The organism is Sphingomonas psychrolutea (assembly GCF_014636175.1).
In the GTDB taxonomy this organism is placed as follows: domain Bacteria; phylum Pseudomonadota; class Alphaproteobacteria; order Sphingomonadales; family Sphingomonadaceae; genus Sphingomonas; species Sphingomonas psychrolutea.
In genome coordinates, this window is sequence record NZ_BMDW01000022.1 from 19,283 (window position 1) to 38,524 (window position 19,242).

The 19,242-nt window shown below is 65.8% G+C and carries 18 protein-coding genes; 7 read left to right on the forward strand and 11 right to left on the reverse strand.

Going from position 1 to position 19,242, the window contains the following annotated elements:
* Window positions 1–131 precede the first annotated feature (131 nt).
* The 5 genes from atpD to IEV62_RS15040 form a co-directional block, all read right to left on the reverse strand.
* The gene (gene atpD, locus IEV62_RS15020; RefSeq protein WP_229733226.1) at window positions 132–1,661 is read right to left on the reverse strand and encodes a F0F1 ATP synthase subunit beta; all 1,530 of its coding nucleotides are present in this window, start codon (window positions 1,659–1,661) and stop codon (window positions 132–134) included.
* Between the two features lie 3 nt (window positions 1,662–1,664).
* The gene (locus IEV62_RS15025) at window positions 1,665–2,348 is read right to left on the reverse strand and encodes a hypothetical protein (RefSeq protein WP_188448925.1); all 684 of its coding nucleotides are present in this window, start codon (window positions 2,346–2,348) and stop codon (window positions 1,665–1,667) included.
* Entirely contained in the window at window positions 2,349–3,230 is an 882-nt protein-coding gene (locus IEV62_RS15030) for a F0F1 ATP synthase subunit gamma (RefSeq protein ID WP_188448927.1), read from the reverse strand. It abuts the gene before it with no gap.
* A 90-nt stretch (window positions 3,231–3,320) separates the two neighbouring features.
* On the reverse strand, window positions 3,321–4,850 hold the full coding sequence (gene atpA, locus IEV62_RS15035) for a F0F1 ATP synthase subunit alpha (protein ID WP_188448929.1): 1,530 nt from the start codon (window positions 4,848–4,850) through the stop codon (window positions 3,321–3,323).
* A gap of 3 nt (window positions 4,851–4,853) precedes the next feature.
* Window positions 4,854–5,408 (reverse strand): F0F1 ATP synthase subunit delta, encoded by a 555-nt coding sequence (locus tag IEV62_RS15040; protein ID WP_188448931.1) that lies wholly within the window; start codon window positions 5,406–5,408, stop codon window positions 4,854–4,856.
* Window positions 5,409–5,706: 298 nt separating this feature from the next.
* On the opposite strand from IEV62_RS15040, the gene IEV62_RS15045 reads away from it, so the two are divergent.
* Complete coding sequence (locus tag IEV62_RS15045; protein ID WP_229733228.1) at window positions 5,707–7,398, forward strand: methyl-accepting chemotaxis protein; 1,692 nt, start codon at window positions 5,707–5,709, stop codon at window positions 7,396–7,398.
* 58 nt (window positions 7,399–7,456) lie between these two features.
* Window positions 7,457–8,140, forward strand: coding sequence for a dienelactone hydrolase family protein (locus tag IEV62_RS15050; protein WP_188448935.1), 684 nt, complete (start codon window positions 7,457–7,459; stop codon window positions 8,138–8,140).
* On the opposite strand, the gene IEV62_RS15055 is transcribed toward IEV62_RS15050, so the two are convergent.
* From IEV62_RS15055 to IEV62_RS15065, 3 genes are read right to left on the reverse strand one after another with little or no spacing between them, the layout of a single operon-like run.
* A complete protein-coding gene (locus tag IEV62_RS15055; RefSeq protein ID WP_188448937.1) occupies window positions 8,137–8,355 on the reverse strand; it encodes a helix-turn-helix domain-containing protein in 219 nt (72 codons plus the stop codon). The genes IEV62_RS15050 and IEV62_RS15055 overlap by 4 nt on opposite strands.
* Before the next feature lie 3 nt (window positions 8,356–8,358).
* On the reverse strand, window positions 8,359–8,859 hold the full coding sequence (locus IEV62_RS15060; protein WP_188448938.1) for a DUF2975 domain-containing protein: 501 nt from the start codon (window positions 8,857–8,859) through the stop codon (window positions 8,359–8,361).
* Entirely contained in the window at window positions 8,856–9,041 is a 186-nt protein-coding gene (locus IEV62_RS15065; RefSeq protein WP_188448940.1) for a hypothetical protein, read from the reverse strand. Before IEV62_RS15065 ends, IEV62_RS15060 begins: the two co-directional genes overlap by 4 nt.
* Window positions 9,042–9,332: 291 nt before the next feature.
* On the opposite strand from IEV62_RS15065, the gene IEV62_RS15070 reads away from it, so the two are divergent.
* The 4 genes from IEV62_RS15070 (at window position 9,333) to IEV62_RS15085 (ending at window position 12,755) form a co-directional block, all read left to right on the forward strand.
* The gene (locus IEV62_RS15070) at window positions 9,333–10,244 is read left to right on the forward strand and encodes a hypothetical protein (RefSeq protein WP_188448942.1); all 912 of its coding nucleotides are present in this window, start codon (window positions 9,333–9,335) and stop codon (window positions 10,242–10,244) included.
* Between the two features lie 67 nt (window positions 10,245–10,311).
* The gene (gene ada / locus IEV62_RS15075; RefSeq protein ID WP_188448944.1) at window positions 10,312–11,355 is read left to right on the forward strand and encodes a bifunctional DNA-binding transcriptional regulator/O6-methylguanine-DNA methyltransferase Ada; all 1,044 of its coding nucleotides are present in this window, start codon (window positions 10,312–10,314) and stop codon (window positions 11,353–11,355) included.
* 1 nt (window position 11,356) lies between these two features.
* Window positions 11,357–11,824 (forward strand): DUF1203 domain-containing protein, encoded by a 468-nt coding sequence (locus IEV62_RS15080; protein ID WP_188448946.1) that lies wholly within the window; start codon window positions 11,357–11,359, stop codon window positions 11,822–11,824.
* Window positions 11,825–11,876: 52 nt separating this feature from the next.
* Window positions 11,877–12,755, forward strand: coding sequence for a CPBP family intramembrane glutamic endopeptidase (locus IEV62_RS15085; RefSeq protein WP_229733230.1), 879 nt, complete (start codon window positions 11,877–11,879; stop codon window positions 12,753–12,755).
* Window positions 12,756–12,757: 2 nt separating this feature from the next.
* Here the strand turns inward: IEV62_RS15085 and IEV62_RS15090 are convergent, their stop codons facing one another.
* The 3 genes from IEV62_RS15090 to IEV62_RS15100 form a co-directional block, all read right to left on the reverse strand.
* Window positions 12,758–14,290: a S1C family serine protease gene (locus IEV62_RS15090; protein ID WP_188448948.1), complete on the reverse strand. Its 1,533-nt coding sequence runs from the start codon at window positions 14,288–14,290 to the stop codon at window positions 12,758–12,760.
* Window positions 14,287–15,828: a hypothetical protein gene (locus IEV62_RS15095; protein ID WP_188448950.1), complete on the reverse strand. Its 1,542-nt coding sequence runs from the start codon at window positions 15,826–15,828 to the stop codon at window positions 14,287–14,289. Before IEV62_RS15095 ends, IEV62_RS15090 begins: the two co-directional genes overlap by 4 nt.
* Window positions 15,829–15,930: 102 nt before the next feature.
* The gene (locus IEV62_RS15100) at window positions 15,931–18,099 is read right to left on the reverse strand and encodes a primosomal protein N' (protein WP_188448952.1); all 2,169 of its coding nucleotides are present in this window, start codon (window positions 18,097–18,099) and stop codon (window positions 15,931–15,933) included.
* A 232-nt stretch (window positions 18,100–18,331) separates the two neighbouring features.
* Here IEV62_RS15100 and IEV62_RS15105 point away from each other — a divergent pair, with 232 nt between their 5' ends.
* Complete coding sequence (locus tag IEV62_RS15105) at window positions 18,332–19,216, forward strand: tyrosine recombinase XerC (RefSeq protein ID WP_188448954.1); 885 nt, start codon at window positions 18,332–18,334, stop codon at window positions 19,214–19,216.
* The last annotated feature ends 26 nt before the right edge of the window (window positions 19,217–19,242 follow it).

A 19,242-nucleotide genomic window follows, 5' to 3' on the forward strand; every position in this document is an offset into this window, starting at 1 on the left:
AAGACTTGGCAGCTTGCTGCCTAGTCGAAGTCGGTGAGGGTCTTCTTCTGTTTGCCCGACGCGGGAGACAGAAGAAGACCCTCACCCAACCCTCTCCCGCGAAGGCGGGAGAGGGCTAATAAGTAGAAGCCTTACGCTTCCTTGGCCATCTTCTCGGCCTTGGCGATCACTTCGTCGATGCCGCCGACCATGTAGAAGGCGCTCTCGGGCAAATGGTCATATTCGCCCTCGACCACGGCCTTGAACGACTTCACCGTATCCTCGACTTGCACGAACTTGCCTTCGATGCCGGTGAAAACCTGCGCCACGAAGAACGGCTGGCTGAGGAAACGCTGGATCTTCCGCGCGCGGCTGACGATCTGCTTATCTTCTTCGCTCAGCTCGTCCATGCCCAGAATGGCGATGATGTCCTGGAGCGACTTGTAGCGCTGCAGCGTCTCCTGGACGCGGCGCGCCGTGTCGTAATGCTCCTGGCCGACGATCGCCGGGGTCAGCACGCGCGACGTGGAGTCGAGCGGATCGACCGCCGGATAAATGCCCAGCTCCGAAATCGCGCGGTTGAGGTTGGTCGTTGCGTCCAAATGGGCGAACGAGGTGGCGGGGGCCGGATCAGTCAAATCGTCCGCCGGAACGTAGATCGCCTGCACCGAGGTGATCGAGCCCTTGTTCGTGGACGTGATGCGCTCCTGCAGCGCGCCCATGTCGGTCGACAGTGTCGGCTGATAGCCCACCGCCGATGGAATACGCCCCAACAGTGCCGACACTTCCGAACCCGCTTGCGTAAAGCGGAAGATGTTGTCGACGAAGAACAAAACGTCCTGGCCTTCGACATCGCGGAAATATTCGGCGATCGTCAGGCCCGACAGCGCGACGCGGGCGCGTGCGCCTGGCGGCTCGTTCATCTGGCCGAACACCAGCGCGACCTTTGAGCCCTCGGGGGTCGGGTTGCCATCGGCATCCTTGGCGATGACGCCTGCGTCGAGGAACTCGTGGTACAGATCGTTGCCCTCACGGGTCCGCTCGCCGACGCCGGCGAACACCGAGGTGCCGCCATGGCCCTTGGCGATGTTGTTGATCAGTTCCTGGATCAGCACGGTCTTGCCGACGCCGGCGCCGCCGAACAGGCCGATCTTGCCGCCCTTTGCGTACGGCGCGAGCAAATCGATGACCTTGATGCCGGTGACGAGAATCGCGCTCTCGGTCGACTGATCGACGAACAGCGGCGCGGGCGCGTGGATCGGCATCGTCTCGGTGTGGCCAACCGGGCCACGCTCGTCGATCGGCTCGCCGATCACGTTGAGGATGCGGCCCAACGTCATCGGGCCGACCGGCACGCGGATCTGCGACCCGGTGTCGGTGACCGACTGGCCGCGCGTCAGACCCTCGGTCGAATCCATCGCGATCGTGCGAACGGTGTTCTCTCCGAGATGCTGCGCGACTTCGAGCACGAGGCGGTTGCCGTTGTTCGAGGTCTCGAGCGCGTTGAGAATGGCGGGCAGGCGATCCTGCTCGAAGGTCACGTCGACGACGGCGCCGATGACCTGGCTGATGCGGCCGACGCTGTTGGTGGTTGCTACGGGTGCCGAAACCGTCGGGGCTGCGGCTTTAGGGGCGCGCGGCTTGCGGGCGGGCTTGTCTGCGGTCGGGGCTGCGGTGGCCATCTGTTACTTCCTTGTCGCTTTGTCTTGGGCGGCTTTTGCGGGGACGGTTTGATCTTGCGGAACGGTCGGGTTCTTCGCACCGGGGCGGATGATCGTGACGATCGCGCTGCGGTTGCGTTTGTGCTCGGGGTCGGCAATCGGGCCCGGATCGAACACGATCCGCGCGCCCGGCAGGCTGACATCGACGGGCAACAATGACTTGATGCCGGCCTTGATCGGATCGGTCGGCTGGACGTCGAAGCGGCCGAGGAAGCCCGACAATACGCGCAGCGGCGTCTTGTCGACATCGCTCGCGGATTTGCTGTCGCGCCCGTCATCGCCGGTCGCGGTGAAGGTGAAAACGTAGCGATCGACCAGAGCGGCCGTCGTCCCCGATGCTTCGAGCGTGCTGCGCGTCTTGATCGGCGAGCGTGGGAGCTGGATGACCTGTTCGTCGCTTTTCGCGGAGAAGGTGCCGGGTGCGCCCTCCGTCATCGGCGCGATCGTATAGCCCAAGTCCTTGGCCGCCTGCGTGCGAATGGAGGGATCGGTGAACACCGTGCCCCAACGCCGCGCCATTTCCTTGGCCGGATCGAGCAGATCGTTCGACATCATATTGGCGGCATCGACCGTATTCGAAACAGGCGCGCCAGCGCATGCGGCAAGAGCCGCACACAGCATCATCGGCAAGGCGCGCGCGATCTTCACTTACTTGAGCGCCTCGGCACCCGAGATGATCTCGACCAGCTCGGTGGTGATCGCGGCCTGACGGCTGCGATTGTACTGGATCGTCAGCCGGTTGATCATGTCGCCGGCGTTGCGCGTGGCATTGTCCATCGCGGTCATGCGGCTGCCCTGTTCCGATGCGGCGTTTTCGAGCAGCGCACGGAACAGCTGGATCGCGACGTTGCGCGGCAGCAGTTCGGCGAGGATCGTTTCCTCGTCGGGCTCATACTCGACCGCGGCGCCGCCATCCGACACGGGTGCCGCGTTCAGGTCGATTGCGACCGGGATGATCTGGCGACCGGTCGGCTCCTGCACCAGCGCCGATTGGAAGCGCGCGTAGAACAGATGCGCGATGTCGAACGCGCCTGCCTCGAAGCGGGCGATCACATCGTCGGCGATCGCGCGCGCATCGGCGAAAGCGACGGTCTTGATGTGGCTCATTTCATGATCGGCGGCGATCTGGTTCGGGAAGAAGCGCTTGATCACGCGACCCTTTTTGCCAGCGACGTAAAATTTCACGGTCTTGCCCGCTGCCTCAAGCTCCTCGGCCTTGCGGCGTGCGGCGCGAACGATGTTCGAGTTGAACGCACCCGCCAAGCCACGCTCGGAGGTTGCGATGATGATGAGGTGCGTCTGGTCCTTGCCCGTGCCCGCGAGCAGCTTGGGGCTGCTCTCGCTGACAGAGACCTTCGAGGCGAGCGATGCCATCACGGCTTCGAGCCGCTCGGCATAGGGACGCCCGGCGACTGCCGCTTCCTGCGCACGGCGCAGCTTTGCGGCGGCGACCATTTTCATCGCCTTGGTGATCTTCTGCGTCGACTTCACCGAGCCGATGCGGACCTTGAGGGCTTTAAGCGAGGCCATCGTTTTCCCAATCTCGTCATGCCAGCGCAGGCTGGCATCTCTCCGTAACCGGGAGACCCCAGCCTTCGCTGGGGTGACGGTTGATCCTAATTACGCAAACGTCTTCGAAAACGCACCGAGCGCGGTCTTCAGCGCTTCGGTCGTCTCCTTCGACAGGTCGCGCTTGTCGCGAATGTCGGTGAGGAGATCGGCATGATCGGTGCGCATCGCGGTCAGCATCGCTTGCTCGTAGCGCACAACGGCGTTGACCGGCACGGTATCGAGGAAGCCTTGGGTCCCTGCGAAGATCGACACGGTCTGCTCTTCGAACGGCATCGGTGCGAACTGCGCTTGCTTGAGCAATTCGGTCAGGCGCGCGCCGCGGTTGAGCAGCTTTTGCGTCGAGGCATCCAAGTCCGAGCCGAACTGCGCGAACGCCGCCATTTCGCGATATTGCGCGAGCTCGAGCTTGATCGAACCCGAGACCTTCTTCATCGCCTTGGTCTGTGCGGCCGAGCCGACGCGGCTGACCGACAGGCCGACGTTGATCGCCGGACGGATGCCCGCGAAGAACAGGTCGGTTTCGAGGAAGATCTGGCCATCGGTGATCGAGATCACGTTGGTCGGGATGTAGGCGGACACGTCGCCGGCCTGCGTTTCGATGATCGGCAATGCCGTCAGCGAGCCGCCGCCATTGTTGTCGTTCATCTTTGCCGCGCGCTCGAGCAAGCGGCTGTGGAGATAGAAGACGTCGCCGGGATAGGCTTCGCGGCCCGGCGGGCGGCGCAGCAGCAGCGACATCTGACGGTAGGCGACGGCCTGCTTGGACAGATCGTCATAGACGATGACGGCGTGCATGCCATTGTCGCGGAAATATTCGCCCATCGCGCAGCCGGTATAGGGCGCGAGGAACTGCAGCGGGGCAGGGTCCGACGCCGTTGCAGCGACGACGATCGAATAGTCCATTGCGCCTTGCTCGGTCAGCGTGCGGACGAGCTGGGCGACGGTCGAGCGCTTCTGGCCGACGGCTACGTAGATGCAATAGAGCTTCTTGCTCTCGTCATCGCCCTGATGCGCGGCCTTCTGGTTGATGAAGGTGTCGATCGCGACCGCCGACTTGCCGGTCTGGCGATCGCCAATGATCAGCTCGCGCTGGCCACGGCCGACCGGGACGAGCGCGTCGATCGCCTTGAGGCCGGTCTGGACCGGCTCATTGACGGAAGTACGCGGGATGATGCCCGGCGCCTTGACTTCGACGCGGCTGCGCTGATCGGAAACGATCGGGCCCTTGCCGTCGATCGGGTTGCCGAGACCATCGACGACGCGGCCGAGCAGGCCCTTGCCGACGGGGACGTCGACGATCGTGCCGGTGCGCTTGACGACGTCACCTTCCTTGATCTGCGAGTCCGACCCGAAGATCACGACGCCGACATTGTCGGCCTCGAGGTTGAGCGCCATGCCCTGCACGCCGTTCGAGAATTCGACCATCTCGCCCGCCTGGACGTTGTCGAGTCCGTGGATGCGGGCGATGCCGTCACCGACGCTGAGCACCTGGCCGGTTTCCGAGACCTGCGCGTCGGTGCCGAACGAAGCGATCTGGTCCTTGATGACCTTCGAAATTTCTGCGGCGCGGATGTCCATGATTTAGCCTTTCATCGCGAGCGCGAGTGAGTTCAAACGGGTACGGATCGACGAATCGATCCGTTGCGAGCCGATCTGGACGACCAGACCGCCGAGAAGTGCAGGATCGACTGAGAGATCGACCGAAACGTCGGTGCCGATGCGGGTGCTTAACTGCTGCTTCAGCGCATCGACCTGATCGTCGCTGAGCGGGTGCGCCGAGGTGACTTCCGCCGTCGTCTCGCCGCGATGGCGTGCGGCGAGATTGCGAAAGTCACGGATGATCGCCGGAAGCTTCGCCAAACGGCGATTCTCCGCCAACACGCCGAGAAACTTCGCCGTCGTGTCATCGACGTCGATCAGCTCGGCGGCGGCGGCAATCGCCTTGGCGGCGGCCCCGCGCGACACGATCGGGCTGGCGATGAGCGCTGCGAACTCGCTCGACTGCGCGATCGTCTCACGCACGCGGCCAAGGCTGGCCTCGACGGCGTCGATCGCCTTGCTGTCACGCGCAAGCTCGAACAATGCGGTCGCGTAGCGTCCGCTTAAGCTTGCTTGAATACCGCCGGATGTCTCCACGCGATTGGGGTCCTCTTGGGCACGAATGGTGGCCCCATGCGAATGGAAGGCGCGAGAGATTGCGCCTGCCGATGGGTTGGCGGGCGGTTAGCATCGGGTCGGGCGCGATGCAAGCCGCGCGGTGGAGCAATGTGCAGCGCTGGCGTTTCACGCAACTGTAACATTCGCTTAACCATTCGTTGGCGGCTTTGCGTGCAAAGCGAACGCCATGACTAGCATTGCTCGCTTACGCTCATTCCCGAATCTTCCAGCACCCGTCGCCCGCTGGGTCGAGCGGTGGGAGGCGGGGGGGCGTAACATGCGCGCGCAGTTACGCCGGATCGTCGTTGCCCTGCTCGCGATTCAGGCGTTGCTGGCGCTCGCGCTGATCGGCACCACGCTGGCGACGAGCCACCGCGTGACGGTGCTGGTGATGGATCGGCTTTATCCGATCGGTGAGCTGCAACGCGTCAATGCGAGCTACGCGACCGCGCTGCTCACTGCGCAAAAGGTCCGTAGCGGGAACCTGTCGGCGCTCGGCGCGGTCGCGACGATCGAGGGCGCCCGCGGCGAGATCGCGACAAGCTGGGCGGAATTCACGCGCCACAATCTCGATGCGCGGCGGACAGCCGAAGTCGCGCAAGTCGCGGCGGCGCGGCGCGATGCCGATGCGGCGCTCGATCGTCTGCTCGACCTGTTGCGCGCGGGCCGTACCGAGCAGCTCGATTTTTTCGTCAGCGGCGCGTTGTATGCCGCGATCGATCCGCTGACCGCGACGAGCAGCACGCTGATCGCGGATTTGCGTAGCGACGCATCGCAGGAACGCAGCGTGCTGGAGCAAAGCTTCGGTGAGGTCTATATTCTTGTCGCAGTCATCACGGTCGCCGCGATTATGGTCGCCTTTTGGGGAATGCAGATGTTGCGCCGCCGCGTCGAGCGCCCGCTTGCGCTCATCGCCGAGGCGACGCGCGACATCACGCTGGAGCGCGCCGATGCGCCGATCCCCGCGCTCGACCGTAGCGACGAGATTGGCGACATCGCCCGCGCCCTGGTTTTTGCGCGGCAACGCTCGGCCGATGCGCGCAGCTTGCGCGAAGACGCGCGCCGTACCGCCGATGCCGTCGGCGAGCGCGACCGCCGTGAACAGCACGCGCGCGCACGCCGCGCCGCGCATCTCGACGCGCTGTTCGAGGCGTTCGAGGTGGAAGCGGGGGCGTCGGTCCGGCAACTCGCCTCGGCTGGGCCAGCGTTGCGCGAGACCGCGGGTGCGATGTCGGCCGAGGCCGGCGCGACCGAACAGCAGGCGATGGCGACTGCCGCGATTACCGATCAAAGCGCCAACAACGCGCGCACCATTACGCATTCCGCCGCCGCGCTCGCCGGCGCGATCGAGCGGATCAGCCGCGAGGCCAATGAATCGCGCGCCAGCGTCGCCACCGTTCGCGCGCGCACGCTTGAAGGGCGCGACCGGGCCGAATCGCTTGGCGAGATGATCGCCGAGATCGCCGCCGTGCTCGATCTCATCGCCGCGGTCGCCGGGCAAACCAATTTGCTCGCGCTTAACGCCACGATCGAGGCGGCGCGCGGAGGCGAGGCGGGGCGCGGCTTCGCGGTCGTCGCCGATGAAGTGAAGGGTCTGGCACGCCAGACGCAATCCGCCGCCGGGCGGATCGAGGCGCGACTCGCCGCGGTGCGCACCGCCAGCGACACCGTGCTCGCGACGATCGAATCGGTCGATGCGCTGGTGGCGGAGCTCGATCAATCCTCGGCCAACGTCGCGAGCGCGGTCGATCAACAACGCGGCATGACGCAAGCGATCGCCCACGCCATCGCCGAAGTCGAGGACGGCACCGCTGATGCCGCCGCCAATATGCAGACCTTGCGCGAGCGCGCCGAACGATCGCGCCACACGGCCGATCAGGTGACGCGCACGGCGGGGGATGTGGCCGGCGGGGTCGAGCAATTGCGCGCCCAGATCAACCGCTTGATCGCCGACGTGCGCGCGGCGTAGCGCGACGCTGCGAACGGCGCTAGCGAGGGTCCGCAACCCTAGTCTGCGGAGCGATTCGATGATCGGCACGATGGAAAAGAAGACGATGTCCGACGACGCCGAGATCGCCGTCTATCACGTCCAGCCAACGGGCGTGCGCAAGGGCGGGCTCGTGCTCGTCCAGGAAATTTTCGGCATTACCGACCATATTCGCGATCTGTGCGACGAATATGCCGCTGACGGTTATGAAGTGCTCTCGCCCGCTCTGTTCGACCGCGAACATCCCGGGTTCGAAGCGGACTATTCGGGCGAGGGGTTCGCGCGAGCCGTTCAGCTCGCGCGCGAACTCCATCCCTTCGACCTGTCGCTCGCCGATGTGCAGACCTGCGTCGATGAATTGGCGCCGAAGGGGCCCGTGTTCGTCGTCGGCTATTGCTATGGCGGATCGGTCGCCTGGTTCGCCGCGACGCGGATGCACGGTGTCGCCGCCGCCTCGGGCTATTATGGCAGCTTGATCCCGGCCGCGGCGGATGAAGAGCCCAAGGTGCCCGTCATCCTCCACTTCGGCCGCCACGACACCGGCATCCCGATGGACGGCGTCGACAAGGTGATTGCCAAGGATTGGCCGAACGCGACGGTGCACGTGTACGAAGCGGGCCACGGCTTCAATTCGGATCGGCGCAAGGATTACCACGAACCCAGCGCCGATCTGGCGCGTGAACGCACGCTCGAACTGTTCGAGGCGAACGGGGCGGGGGGTTAGACGATCCCGCCCTCATCCGCGTAATCAAGCAGATCGCCGGGTTTGCAATCGAGTTCCTGGCACAGCTTTTCGAGCGTTTCGAAGCGGACGCCCTTTACCTTGCCCGATCGCAGCAGCGACAAATTGGTTTCGCTGATGTCGATCCGCTGCGCGAGATCCTTGGCGCGCATTTTCCGGCGCGCGAGCATGACATCCAGGGTGACGATGATCGGCATGGCTCAGACAATCTGCTCGTGATCGGCTTTGATCTGGGCGGCCAGGCCTTGCACCCGGCCAACCAGCCGGATCGCGACCCCGACGCAGATCAGCGCGACCTGCACCGTTGCGTAAGACCCTGTCAGCGCGTCCATCTTGGTGTTTGCCGGGCCAACGAGCACAGCAAGGATCCCGCTAGCGACCAGCCAGTCGCCCATGCGCCCGAGCAGTCGACCGCCCTCGGCCGACAGGATCGCGCCCTCGGCATAGGTTTTGAAAAGGTGCCGCGCGGTCCAGAGCGCCGCGAGCAAGGCAAGCGCGGGAAGGCATTCGATCGCCAAAAGGACGAGGCGTTCGCTTGCCGACCCGAGATCGGGTGTGCCGACCGCCTGAACAATACCCTTGAGCGGGATGTACAGCACTTCGCTGAACAGCAGGAAAGCCCCGATCCCGAACAGCCAGCCGAATACGCGCTTGAGCCTCGCGCTCTGCGCGGCGAGCGCGTCGATCGAAGGTAAGGTCATTGGTCGTCCTTTCCGATGACGATGCTGACGTTGAGGGCAAGGCCCGCAACGTCGATGGCGATGTGTGTGCGCAGGACGCTTTCATCCGAATGGGCGGTGCTTTGCCGCACCGTGAACGGTACCGCGCCGCTGCACGCCAAAACCAGCGCGGCCCCGCCGATCAGGCCAAGGCCCGTGGCCACGGATTTGCGAACCCTAGCTTTAATCTCCGGCTTCATCTCATTTCTCCATTTAATTTACGTAAAACATAAATAAAATGGAAAATCGGGTCAATATATTTCTTTACAGCGCAGGACCGTCGCGGATTTTTCGCTGCTGATCGCGGACAATTTGCTCAATTTAAAGGCCTTTTCCGCAGCTCCTGCGCGCGTCAAACGATGGCCACGGGTCCGATGCGCGGCGGAACACGCTTTGCCTGGCCATTGCATGGCGAACGGGCTGGTTTTATCCTCGCGCGGCGGGAGGGGATGGCCATGCGGAAATCGAGCGTTTTGGGGGCAGTTTTGCTGATGGCGATGGCGGCCGGCGGCGCGCGCGCGGAAGTGTTGCAAGTGACGGGCGAGTTCCCCGCAGCGAATCGCGAGGCAAGCTTCCTGCGATCGGTGTCTGTCGAGCGCTTCGGCGGCACCGACGGGCCGACGCTCGCCATCGCGATCGAACGCGCGCTGACCAACAGCCAGTTCGAAGTGATCGGCGGTCGCGTCGGGCGCGATACGGCCGAGGGGTCGATCTCGGGCGCGGTCTCGACCGGCGTCGACATGCAACGCTTCACGCGCAAGGAAAAAAAGTGCGCGGAAAAGGCGGACGACGGCAAATGCGTGCGGGAAGAGGAGATCGAGATCCCCTGCATGCGCCGTATCATCGACATGAATGCCGATATCCGGATCGTCCGCAACACCGACGGGAAAATCCTCTATTCCGAAGCCCAGCCGTTCCGCGACGAAACGACCTGGTGCGAGCGGCAAAGCCCCGATCGTACGGTCGAGGCGGTCGTGGCCGGCGCGATCCGCAATATCGCCGAAGCGATGCGCGGCGCGCTCGTGCCGCATGTCGACACCTATCAGGTCCGCGTGCGCGAAAGCACCAAGGGCCTGACCAAGGAAACCGCGCAGCGCTTCAAGGATCTGGTCAAACTGACCAAGCGCGATGCGCCTGCCGCTTGCGCCGGTTGGGACGCCCTGCAGGCCGAGGCGGCGGGCTATCCGTCGCTGGTGTTCAATCTCGGCGTGTGCGCCGAAGAGCGTGGCGATTATGAGGCTGCGGTGAAGCTCTACACCGACGCCGTGCGCGCCGGTGCGGGGGAGGGGAATGAAGCGGCGAACCGCGCCACGCGCTTGATCGCCGGACGTGCCGATGCGCGCGAGCGGGCGCGGCGGCGGGGCTGATATCACCGCTGCTTTGAGCGCAAGGCGTGGGATGTGAGGCCCGTGTTGATCGGCCTATAGCAGTGCCATGACGCAGACCCTCCCTTTCTCGCTCGATCCCGATGCCGCCTGGCGCGCGTTCGAAGCGCGTGACCGACATAGCGATGGCCGCTTCGTGGGTGCGGTGAAAACCACCGGCATCTATTGCAAGCCGAGCTGCCCGGCGCGCCACCCGAAGCGCGAGAATGTCGTGTTCTATCGTACGCCCGAAGAAGCGCGCGCGGCGGGATTTCGCGCGTGTCTGCGCTGCACGCCCGATCAGGTCGGGCGCGACCGGGTCGCCGTCGCGCGCGCGGTTACGCTGATCGAGGCGGCGGAGGAGACGCTGGGGCTCGACGAGCTGGCCGCGCTGGTCGGCTATGCCCCGCACCATTTCCACCGACTGTTCAAGCGCGCGACCGGGGTGACCCCGGCGGCCTATGCGCGCGGGCTGAAAGCGCGGGCCGCCGCGCACGCGCTCACCAGGGAGACCAGCGTGACCGATGCGATTTACGAAGCGGGCTATTCGGCACCGAGCCGGTTCTACGAAGGCGCGGGCAAACGGCTCGGCATGACGCCGAGCGCGTGGAAGCGCGGCGGGGCGGGGGTCACGATCCGTTGGACGGTTGCCGACACCAGTCTGGGCGACATGCTCGTCGCGGCGACCGACAAGGGGCTGTGCCGCGTGTCGTTCGACGAGAATGAGGCGGCGTTGCGCGCGCGTTTCCCGCACGCCGAGATCGTCCCCGGCGGAGCCGCGCTCGCCGATCTCGCGGCGCAAGTCGTCGCCAGCGTCGAATCGCCCGATCGTGATCAGGATTTGCCGCTCGACGTGCAGGGAACCGCCTTTCAGGAAGCGATCTGGCAAGCGCTGCGCGCGATCCCGCTCGGCGAAACGCGCAGCTATGCCGAGCTTGCAGCCGAGGTCGGCAATCCCAAGGCGGTGCGCGCGGCGGGAACGGCGTGCGGTGCGAACCCGGTGTCGATCATCGTGCCGTGCCACCGCGCACAGCGGACCGACGGCACGCTTGGCGGCTATGCGTACGGGATCGATCGCAAGGTCGCGCTGCGGACGCGGGAAGGGGTCAAATGACATGACGTATGTGATCCGCGGGCTCGACCCGACACCGTTTGCGGCGTTGTTCGGGCTCCCCGATGCGGCCCTCGCCGAGCGGCAGGTCGTCCGCCACTTCGCCGATACCAAGCCGGGCTTTCCGTGCCGCGTGACGCTGGAGGATGCCGAACCGGGTGAGGCGTTGCTGCTGCTCAATTACGAACATCTCCCCGTATCGTCGCCTTACCGATCGCGCCACGCGATCTACGTCCGCGAGGGCGCTTCGGCGGCGGCGGTGTATGACGATCGCGTTCCCGAACAGCTCCGCCGACGCTTGCTGTCGGTGCGCGCGTTCGACCTTGCCGGGATGATGGTTGAGGCCGATGTGGTCGACGGCACCGCGCTCGACACGCTGGCGCGCGACTGGATCGGTTGTCCGCAAGTCGCGTATCTCCACGTCCACAACGCCAAGCCCGGCTGCTTCGCGGCGCGGATCGAGCGCGACTGAGCGGTTGCCAAGCGACCCTCGCGTGTTACGTGTGTGGCACAGCAGGGGGAAGATGATGCTACCAACCGAACCGAACACGCCGCCGAACAGCACAGTCTGGCGCGTCATCCACTTCCCGTTGGTGCTGCTGGTGATCGGTTTCGTGTTCGTGATGGCGGGCAATGTGACCGCCGCTGTGCTCGCGCGCCTAGTCCCGCCGCTGCACAACAATCCGGTCGAGATGCTGCAAGCTGCCGCCTTTGCGGCGCTGGTCGCCGGTGCCTATGTCGCTTTCGTTCGCCTGATCGAACGGCGTCCGGTGTCGGAATTCGGCACGAAGGGCTGGGCGGGGGAGCTTGGGGTCGGGTTACTTTTCGGCCTCGTTCTGTTCAGCACCGTAATTGGGGTCATCGCCTTGCTCGGCGGCTATCGTGTGATCGGTTATGGATCGTTCGCGGTGCTGTACCCGTCGGTCGCGCTGTCGATCTTTTCGGGGGTGGGCGAGGAGATCGTGCTGCGTGGGCTGTTCTTCCGGCTGATCGAGCGCTGGCTCGGCAGCTGGATCGCGCTGGCGCTGTCGGCGGCGTTGTTCGGGGCGCTCCACCTTGGCAATCCCAACGCCACGCTGTTCGCCGGATTCGCGATCGCGCTTGAGGCCGGGGTGATGCTGGCGGCGCTGTATATGGTGACGCGGCGGCTATGGGCGGCGATCGGGCTGCACGCGGCGTGGAACTTCGCGCAAGGCGGGATTTACGGCGTCGCGGTCTCGGGTTTCGAGGAGAAGGGCTTGCTCCGCCCCGATATGCGCGGACCCGAATGGCTGACCGGCGGGGCGTTTGGCGCAGAGGCGTCGCTCGTCGCGCTGCTCGTCAACGTGGCGTTCGGCATCGCCTTGCTCGTCATTGCCTGCCGCCGCGGTAATTTCGTCGCGCCGTTCTGGGCGCGGCGCTGATGTTACTCCGCAGGGGTGCAGGCATAGACGATCCGCTCGTTCGGCCGCGCTGGTAGCGCGGTGCGGATCGCCGCCTGCTGCGTCGCGAGATTGGCGCGTCCCGCCTCGTCGGGCGAACAGGCCTTGAGCTTCACGGTCGAGCGGATCTTGCGCAAATCGTCCATTTGCTCCGCGCTGAGGAAATAGCGCGCATTGGTATAGCCGCGCGTTGCCGGATCGAATTGCAGCACCGACACGGTCTGCTCCTCCGACGGCACCAGGATGCGGTCCCATTTGCTGCCATTTTCGGCATATTGCGTGCGGCCATTCATGCAGCCCGCTTTGCCCCAGTCGATCGTGACGTCCTGTGTGGTGGAGGATACGACGCGGCTGCGTTCGGGCACGAAGCGGCACACCAGCTTGCCGAGCGGGGCGGTCGAGGAGACGGGGGGCGCGGACGGCTGGCTTGCGGCGGCAACGGCTTCGGGCAGGACAGGCGCGCCGGTCGGGCGGAGCACGAACAGCACAACCGCGCCCAACATGACCAGCGCGCCCAACGCCCATGCCCAAATCGCTTCGCGCCGCAGCGCCTGCGCGTCGAGCAAGCCGCCGGCCCCCACCGCCATCGCGCCGAGCACGAGGAGAAGCACCGCCAGCCCCATGATATTCTCCCGGTGCCGGTCGGCCGCGTCGCGCGCAGCGACGAGTGCTGCCTCGCGCGCCAGCACCGCCTTGCTGGCCGCGTCGCGTTTGGTTGCATCGACCAGCGCGGAGGCCTCCGTATTGGCAGCCTGATCGATCTTTTCGATGTCGGCGATGCTGGTGCACGGGGTGCCGATCGCGACATAGGGCTGTTTGGCCTTGTTCAGGAACGCGGCCACTTCGGTGTTGGCGATGGCGAAACCGAAACTCGAATCGCCCTCTTCACCGCGCGTGATCGCCGAATTGATCCCGATCACGCGCCCGCACGGATCAAGCAGCGGCCCGCCCGAATTGCCGCGCGCGATCTGTGCGGTGTGGAGCAAAACGTCGGTGCCGGTCATTTGCCGCCGCCCGGAAAACACGCCTTCGGACCGGATCGGCGCGAGCGGGCGGATGTAATCCGCCGCCGATTTCGCGGTCGCCAAATCCACATTGCCGGGATAGCCGAGCGCCGTCACCATGCTGCCCTCCTCGATCGGCCCGGTATAAAGCGCGACCGTCGGCAAGCGCGTGCCGGTGAATTCGATCAGCGCGAGATCGTGCGCGACATCGACCGCGATCACGCGGCCCTGATAGCTTTTTCTGCCCTCCGACGGGACGATTCCGACCACGACATTCCCGGGATATTTGGCGAGCAGTTCGACGACATGCGCGTTGGTGACGATTCGGTTGGGCGCGACCGCGACGCCGCTGCCATGGCCGAAGCCGACCACTTCATCATCGACGATCGCGATCGTGACGACGCGCACGACGCCGCGCCCAGTCGCCGAGATATCGTCGGCGCGGGCGGGGGCGGACAGGCCGACCGTGCAGGCCAGGATGAGCGCGAGCAGCCAGCGGACTATCGGGATCATGATTTTTTCGGTCCGGCAGGCCCATCGCTGGCACTCTTACCGCTTGCCGATCCAGCCTTCGCATCGCTTGGCGCGTCGGGTTTGTCGAGCACGGTAAGTGCTGCGGCCGAACCTTTCTGGTCGAGCATCGCGAGCACTTGCTGGATCCGGTCGCCGCCGCTGCCATGCGCACTGTACGCCAGCGGCACGATCGCGCGGCGCGCTTCCACCGCATTGCCCTGTTGCAGATAGACGCGTCCGGCCTGCATCCGCAGCCCGAGATCGTACGGTGCCAGCGCATAGGCGTAGAGCAAGGCGGCATCGGCATTCTTGGTCGGTGGCTGGTCGGCATCGCCGAAACTGTTGTAGAACAGCGTCAGCGGCAACGGATCCTCGGTATCGACCTTGTTCGCGACGAGGAACCAGTGGCGCACCGCGCTCCAGGTGGCCGCGTCGGTCTTCTTTGCGGTGCGCGCCGTGGCCGCCAGCGCCATGCCCTTGTAGAGCATCGCGTGCATCGATTTGGGCGCCGTCGCCAGCGCGCGGTCCGCCGCCGCCTCGGCCGCGGTATAATTACCCGCATCATATTCGGCCTCGGCCAGCACGTTCTGCGCTGCCGCATCTTGCGGATAGGGTGCGGCGAGGCGGCGCGCGAGCACGACCACCGCTTGCGCCTGCGTTGCCCCGACCCCTGCGGCCGAGCGGATGCGCGCGGGCATGACCGCTGCCTCCGCCGGGGTGAGCGCGCGCACCGTCGTTTCGCCCACCGCCAGCGCCGACCCGGTCAGTGTCCGCGCCGGGAGGCGTGACTGCTCGGCATATCGGTCGAGGACGCGATCGAGCTTGTCGACGTCCTTCAGTTGATGCTTGGCCTCGGTGACCGGCTTTCCAGCGTTGATCGCATCGATATAGGCATCGAGTTGCCCCGCGCGGCTCGGTTCAAACGTTAGGTAATGCGTCAGCAACCAGCCGCGTCCGTACAGCACATCGGTTTGTTCTTCGCTCATCCGACCCGGGTCGGGGCTGAGCACGCGGCTCATTGGCAACATGTCGGAATTGAAAACCCCGAAGGCGCGATATTGCGGCGCGGCACCCAGTGTGATCCCGCCGTCGTCGCGAAACATCGCGGTCGCGTTGAATTCGGCAAATCCCTCGACGAACCAGGCGGGAAATGCCGCATTGGTCCAATTGCTCAGCATGAAATGATGCGTGTATTCGTGGAGCAGGATTTGCTGGGCGTTGAGATCGGTCTTTTCGGTACCCGATTGGCGCGGCACGAACGCGACGGGATGCGCGCGCGGCGCGTAAAAGCCCGCGACGTTTTCCTGGCCCGGCACGAGCTTTTGCACGTCGTCAATAGTGTCGACGACGTAGACCGTCAGCCGCGTTTCGGGACTGATCGGCGCATCGGGCATCCCGCGCTGGACGCGTAGCGCCTTGTCGAAGCGCTCAAGCTTGGTCGTGAAGGCGCGGACACGCTCTGGCTTATCGTTCGAATAGAGCACGAAATGGCGCGAGCTCGCTTCCTGCCATTCAGCAAGCGCAGCACTCGGAATCAAGCAGGCGCAGAGAAGCAAGGCTTTGCGAAACATCGGTTTGAGTCTCCTCAAGCCAATCGTACGGGGGGCGGGGCCGGGTCGCAAGCGGGGTGGCTCCCCCGTTCACACGAAACTGTACGGATCGACATCGACCACCACGCGCACCTTGGCGGGCCAGACGAGCGCGCCCAGCCAGTCGCGGATCACGTCCTGCACGTCCAATCCGCGTTTGGCGTGGACCAGCAGGCGGTAGCGGTGCCGCCCGCGCAGCATCGCCAGCGGGGCAGGGGCCGGGCCATAGACTTCCATCGCGTCGTGATGCGGCGCGGCGCGGCCGATCAGGCGCGCGGTTTCCAGGGCTGCGGCTTGGTCCTCGCTCGACACGACGATGCCCGCGAAGCGCCCGAACGGCGGCGCGCCAGCCTCGCGGCGATGCTCGGTCTCGGCGGCGTAGAACGCCTCGGCGTCGCCCGACACCAGCGCCTTCATCACGCTCGCATCGGGGCTGTGCGTCTGGATATAGACGTGGCCGGGTTTCGCCCCGCGCCCGGCGCGGCCCGCGACTTGCATGATCTGCTGGAAGGTCCGCTCGCTCGCGCGCAGATCGCCGCCGTCGAGGCCGAGATCGGCGTCGATCACGCCGACCAGTGTGAGGTTGGGGAAGTGATAGCCCTTGGTGACGAGCTGCGTGCCGACGACGATGTCGATGTCGTGCGCCTCCATCCGTGCGACGAATTCGGCGGCCTTGGCGGGGGACCACATCGTGTCAGAAGTAACGACTGCGATCTTGGCATCGGGGAAGAGCGCGGTGACTTCATCGGCGATGCGCTCGACGCCGGGGCCGACCGCTGCCAGCGTATCCTCATTCTGGCATTCGGGGCAGACCTTGGGCACCGGCTCGGTATGCCCGCAATGGTGACAGGCGAGGCGGCGCACGAGGCGGTGCTCGACCATCCACGCGGTGCAATTGGGACATTGGAAGCGGTGGCCACAGGTACGGCATAGCGTGAGGGGCGCGTAACCGCGGCGGTTGAGGAACAGCAGGACTTGCTCGCGCCGCGCCAGCGTCTCAGTCATTGCGGTGAGCAAGCGCGGTGCGATCCAGCGGCCGCGTTCGGGCGGTTCGGCGATCAAGTCGATCGCGGTGATGCTCGGCATTTCGGCGGCGCCCCAGCGGCCGGGCAATTTGACCTCGGCATAGCGGCCGAGCGCGACTTGCTGGCGCGTCTCGATCGCGGGGGTGGCGGAGGCGAGGATCACTGGGATCTGCTCGAACTTGCCACGCATCACCGCGACGTCGCGGGCGTGATAATGCACGCCTTCTTCCTGCTTGAAGCTCGTCTCATGCGCTTCATCGACCACGATCAGGCCGAGATTGGCGTAGGGGAGGTACAGCGCCGAGCGCGCGCCGACCGTGACGAGCGCTTGCCCGCTGGCGATGCCGCGCCACGCGCGACGGCGCTGCGACTGGCGCAACCCCGAGTGCCACGCGACGGGGGCCACGCCGAAGCGCGCGGCGAAGCGTTTGAGGAACGGCTCGGTCAGCGCGATTTCGGGGAGCAGCACGAGGCATTGCCGGTTTTCGCGGATCGCGGCGGCGACGGCTTCGAAATAGACTTCGGTCTTGCCCGAGCCGGTAACGCCGTCGAGCAGCGTCGGCGCAAAAGCGCGCGCGGTCACGTCCGCAACGAGCGTGGCGGAGGCGGCGCGTTGGTCGGGGGAGAGCGCGGGGGCGGCGAAATCGGGGTCGGGGGCGGGGAAGGGGCTGTCGATATCGACTTCGATTGCTTCGAGCGCGCCGGTTTTGACAAGGCCCCGGATGACCGCGTCGGACACCTCGCCGAGCGCGGCGAGTTCGCGGATCAGCCCCTGGAAGCTGCCGATCTTTTCGAGCGCCTGCTCGCGTTGCGGCGTGAGTCGCGCGGGGACGTCGCCGGTCGCGCGATATTCGGTGATCGTCTTGCTGTCTTCGAGCGCCGAGGTCGAGGACAAGGCCATCCGCACCACCGCGGCGGGTGACGCCAGATAATAATCCGCGGTCCATTCGATCAAGCGGCGCAGCGGGGCCGCAAGCGGCGGGACCGGCAACACGCCGACGAGGTTGCGCAAGCGATTGTCGCCGACCTCGGCGTCCGACGGCATCCGCTCGGGCTCCCACACCACGCCGAGCAACTGGCGTGGGCCGAGCGGCGCGACGACGATCGAGCCCGGCTCGACACTCATGCCGTGCGGCACGCGGTAATCGAGCGGGCCGAGTGCCGAATTGAGGACGAGGACGCGGGCGCGGGACATGGGGTGCATATGGCGGGTTGGAGAGGCGGGGTGAAGGGGGGCAACAACCGTCACGCCACCTCTTCCGCGCTTCCCCGGCGGAGGCCGGGGCCCAGTCGCGAGCGGCTCTTTTGAGGGAACTGCCCGCAATTACATCCGGCATCGCAACTGGGCCCCGGCCTTCGCCGGGGAAGCGCTAGAAAGGAAAACGAAGCGATTCTCTTACGTTCGCGACTGCGCTACACCACCCGCAATGTCCGACCTCCCCCGCCTCTACGCCGAACACTTGGCGCGCGACCGGCGACGTTCGGCGCATACCGTGCGCGCCTATGAGGCGACCGCGACGCGGTTGTGCGGCTTTCTGAGCCAGCATTGGGGCGAAGCGATCGATCGTGCCGCGCTCGCCCGGACTGACACCGCCGACCTGCGCGCTTTCCTCGCGCTTCGTCGCGCCGACGGTCTCGGCAATGCCTCGGCCGCGCGCGAATTGTCGGCGGTGCGCGGGTTTCTGGCCTTTGCCGCTGGCGAGGGTGCGACGCCCCGCCTGAAGGGGCCGCGCGTGAAGAAGGGGGTGCCGCGTCCGGTCTCGCCCGATGAGGCGGTCGCGCTCGCCGAGGATGTCGCCGAGGATGCCAGCGAACCGTGGATCGGCGCGCGCGATCTGGCGGTGTTGCTGCTGCTGTACGGCGCGGGCTTGCGCGTCGCCGAGGCGCTGTCGCTGAGGGGCGCGGTGCTGCCGCTCGGCGCGACGCTGAGCGTGACGGGCAAGCGCGACAAGACGCGGATCGTGCCGCTGCTGCCGCAAGTGCGCGACGCATTTGAGGCCTATGTCCGATTGAGCCCTTACGGCACTGCGCGCGATGCGCCGATCTTTCGCGGGGCGAAGGGCGGACCGCTCAGCCCCCGACTTGTGCGCCGCGCGGTCCAGCAGGCGCGGGTGCGCTTGGGGCTACCCGATCGCACGACTCCGCACGCGTTGCGGCATTCGTTCGCGACGCATTTGCTGGGGCGCGGAGCGGACTTGCGTGCGCTGCAGGAGTTGCTCGGCCATGCGAGTCTGAGTTCGACGCAAATCTATACCCAGGTCGATGCGGCGCATTTGCTCGACGTGTACCGCAATGCGCATCCGCGCGCGTGACGGGTCGGCACCCGGAGGCGATCCGG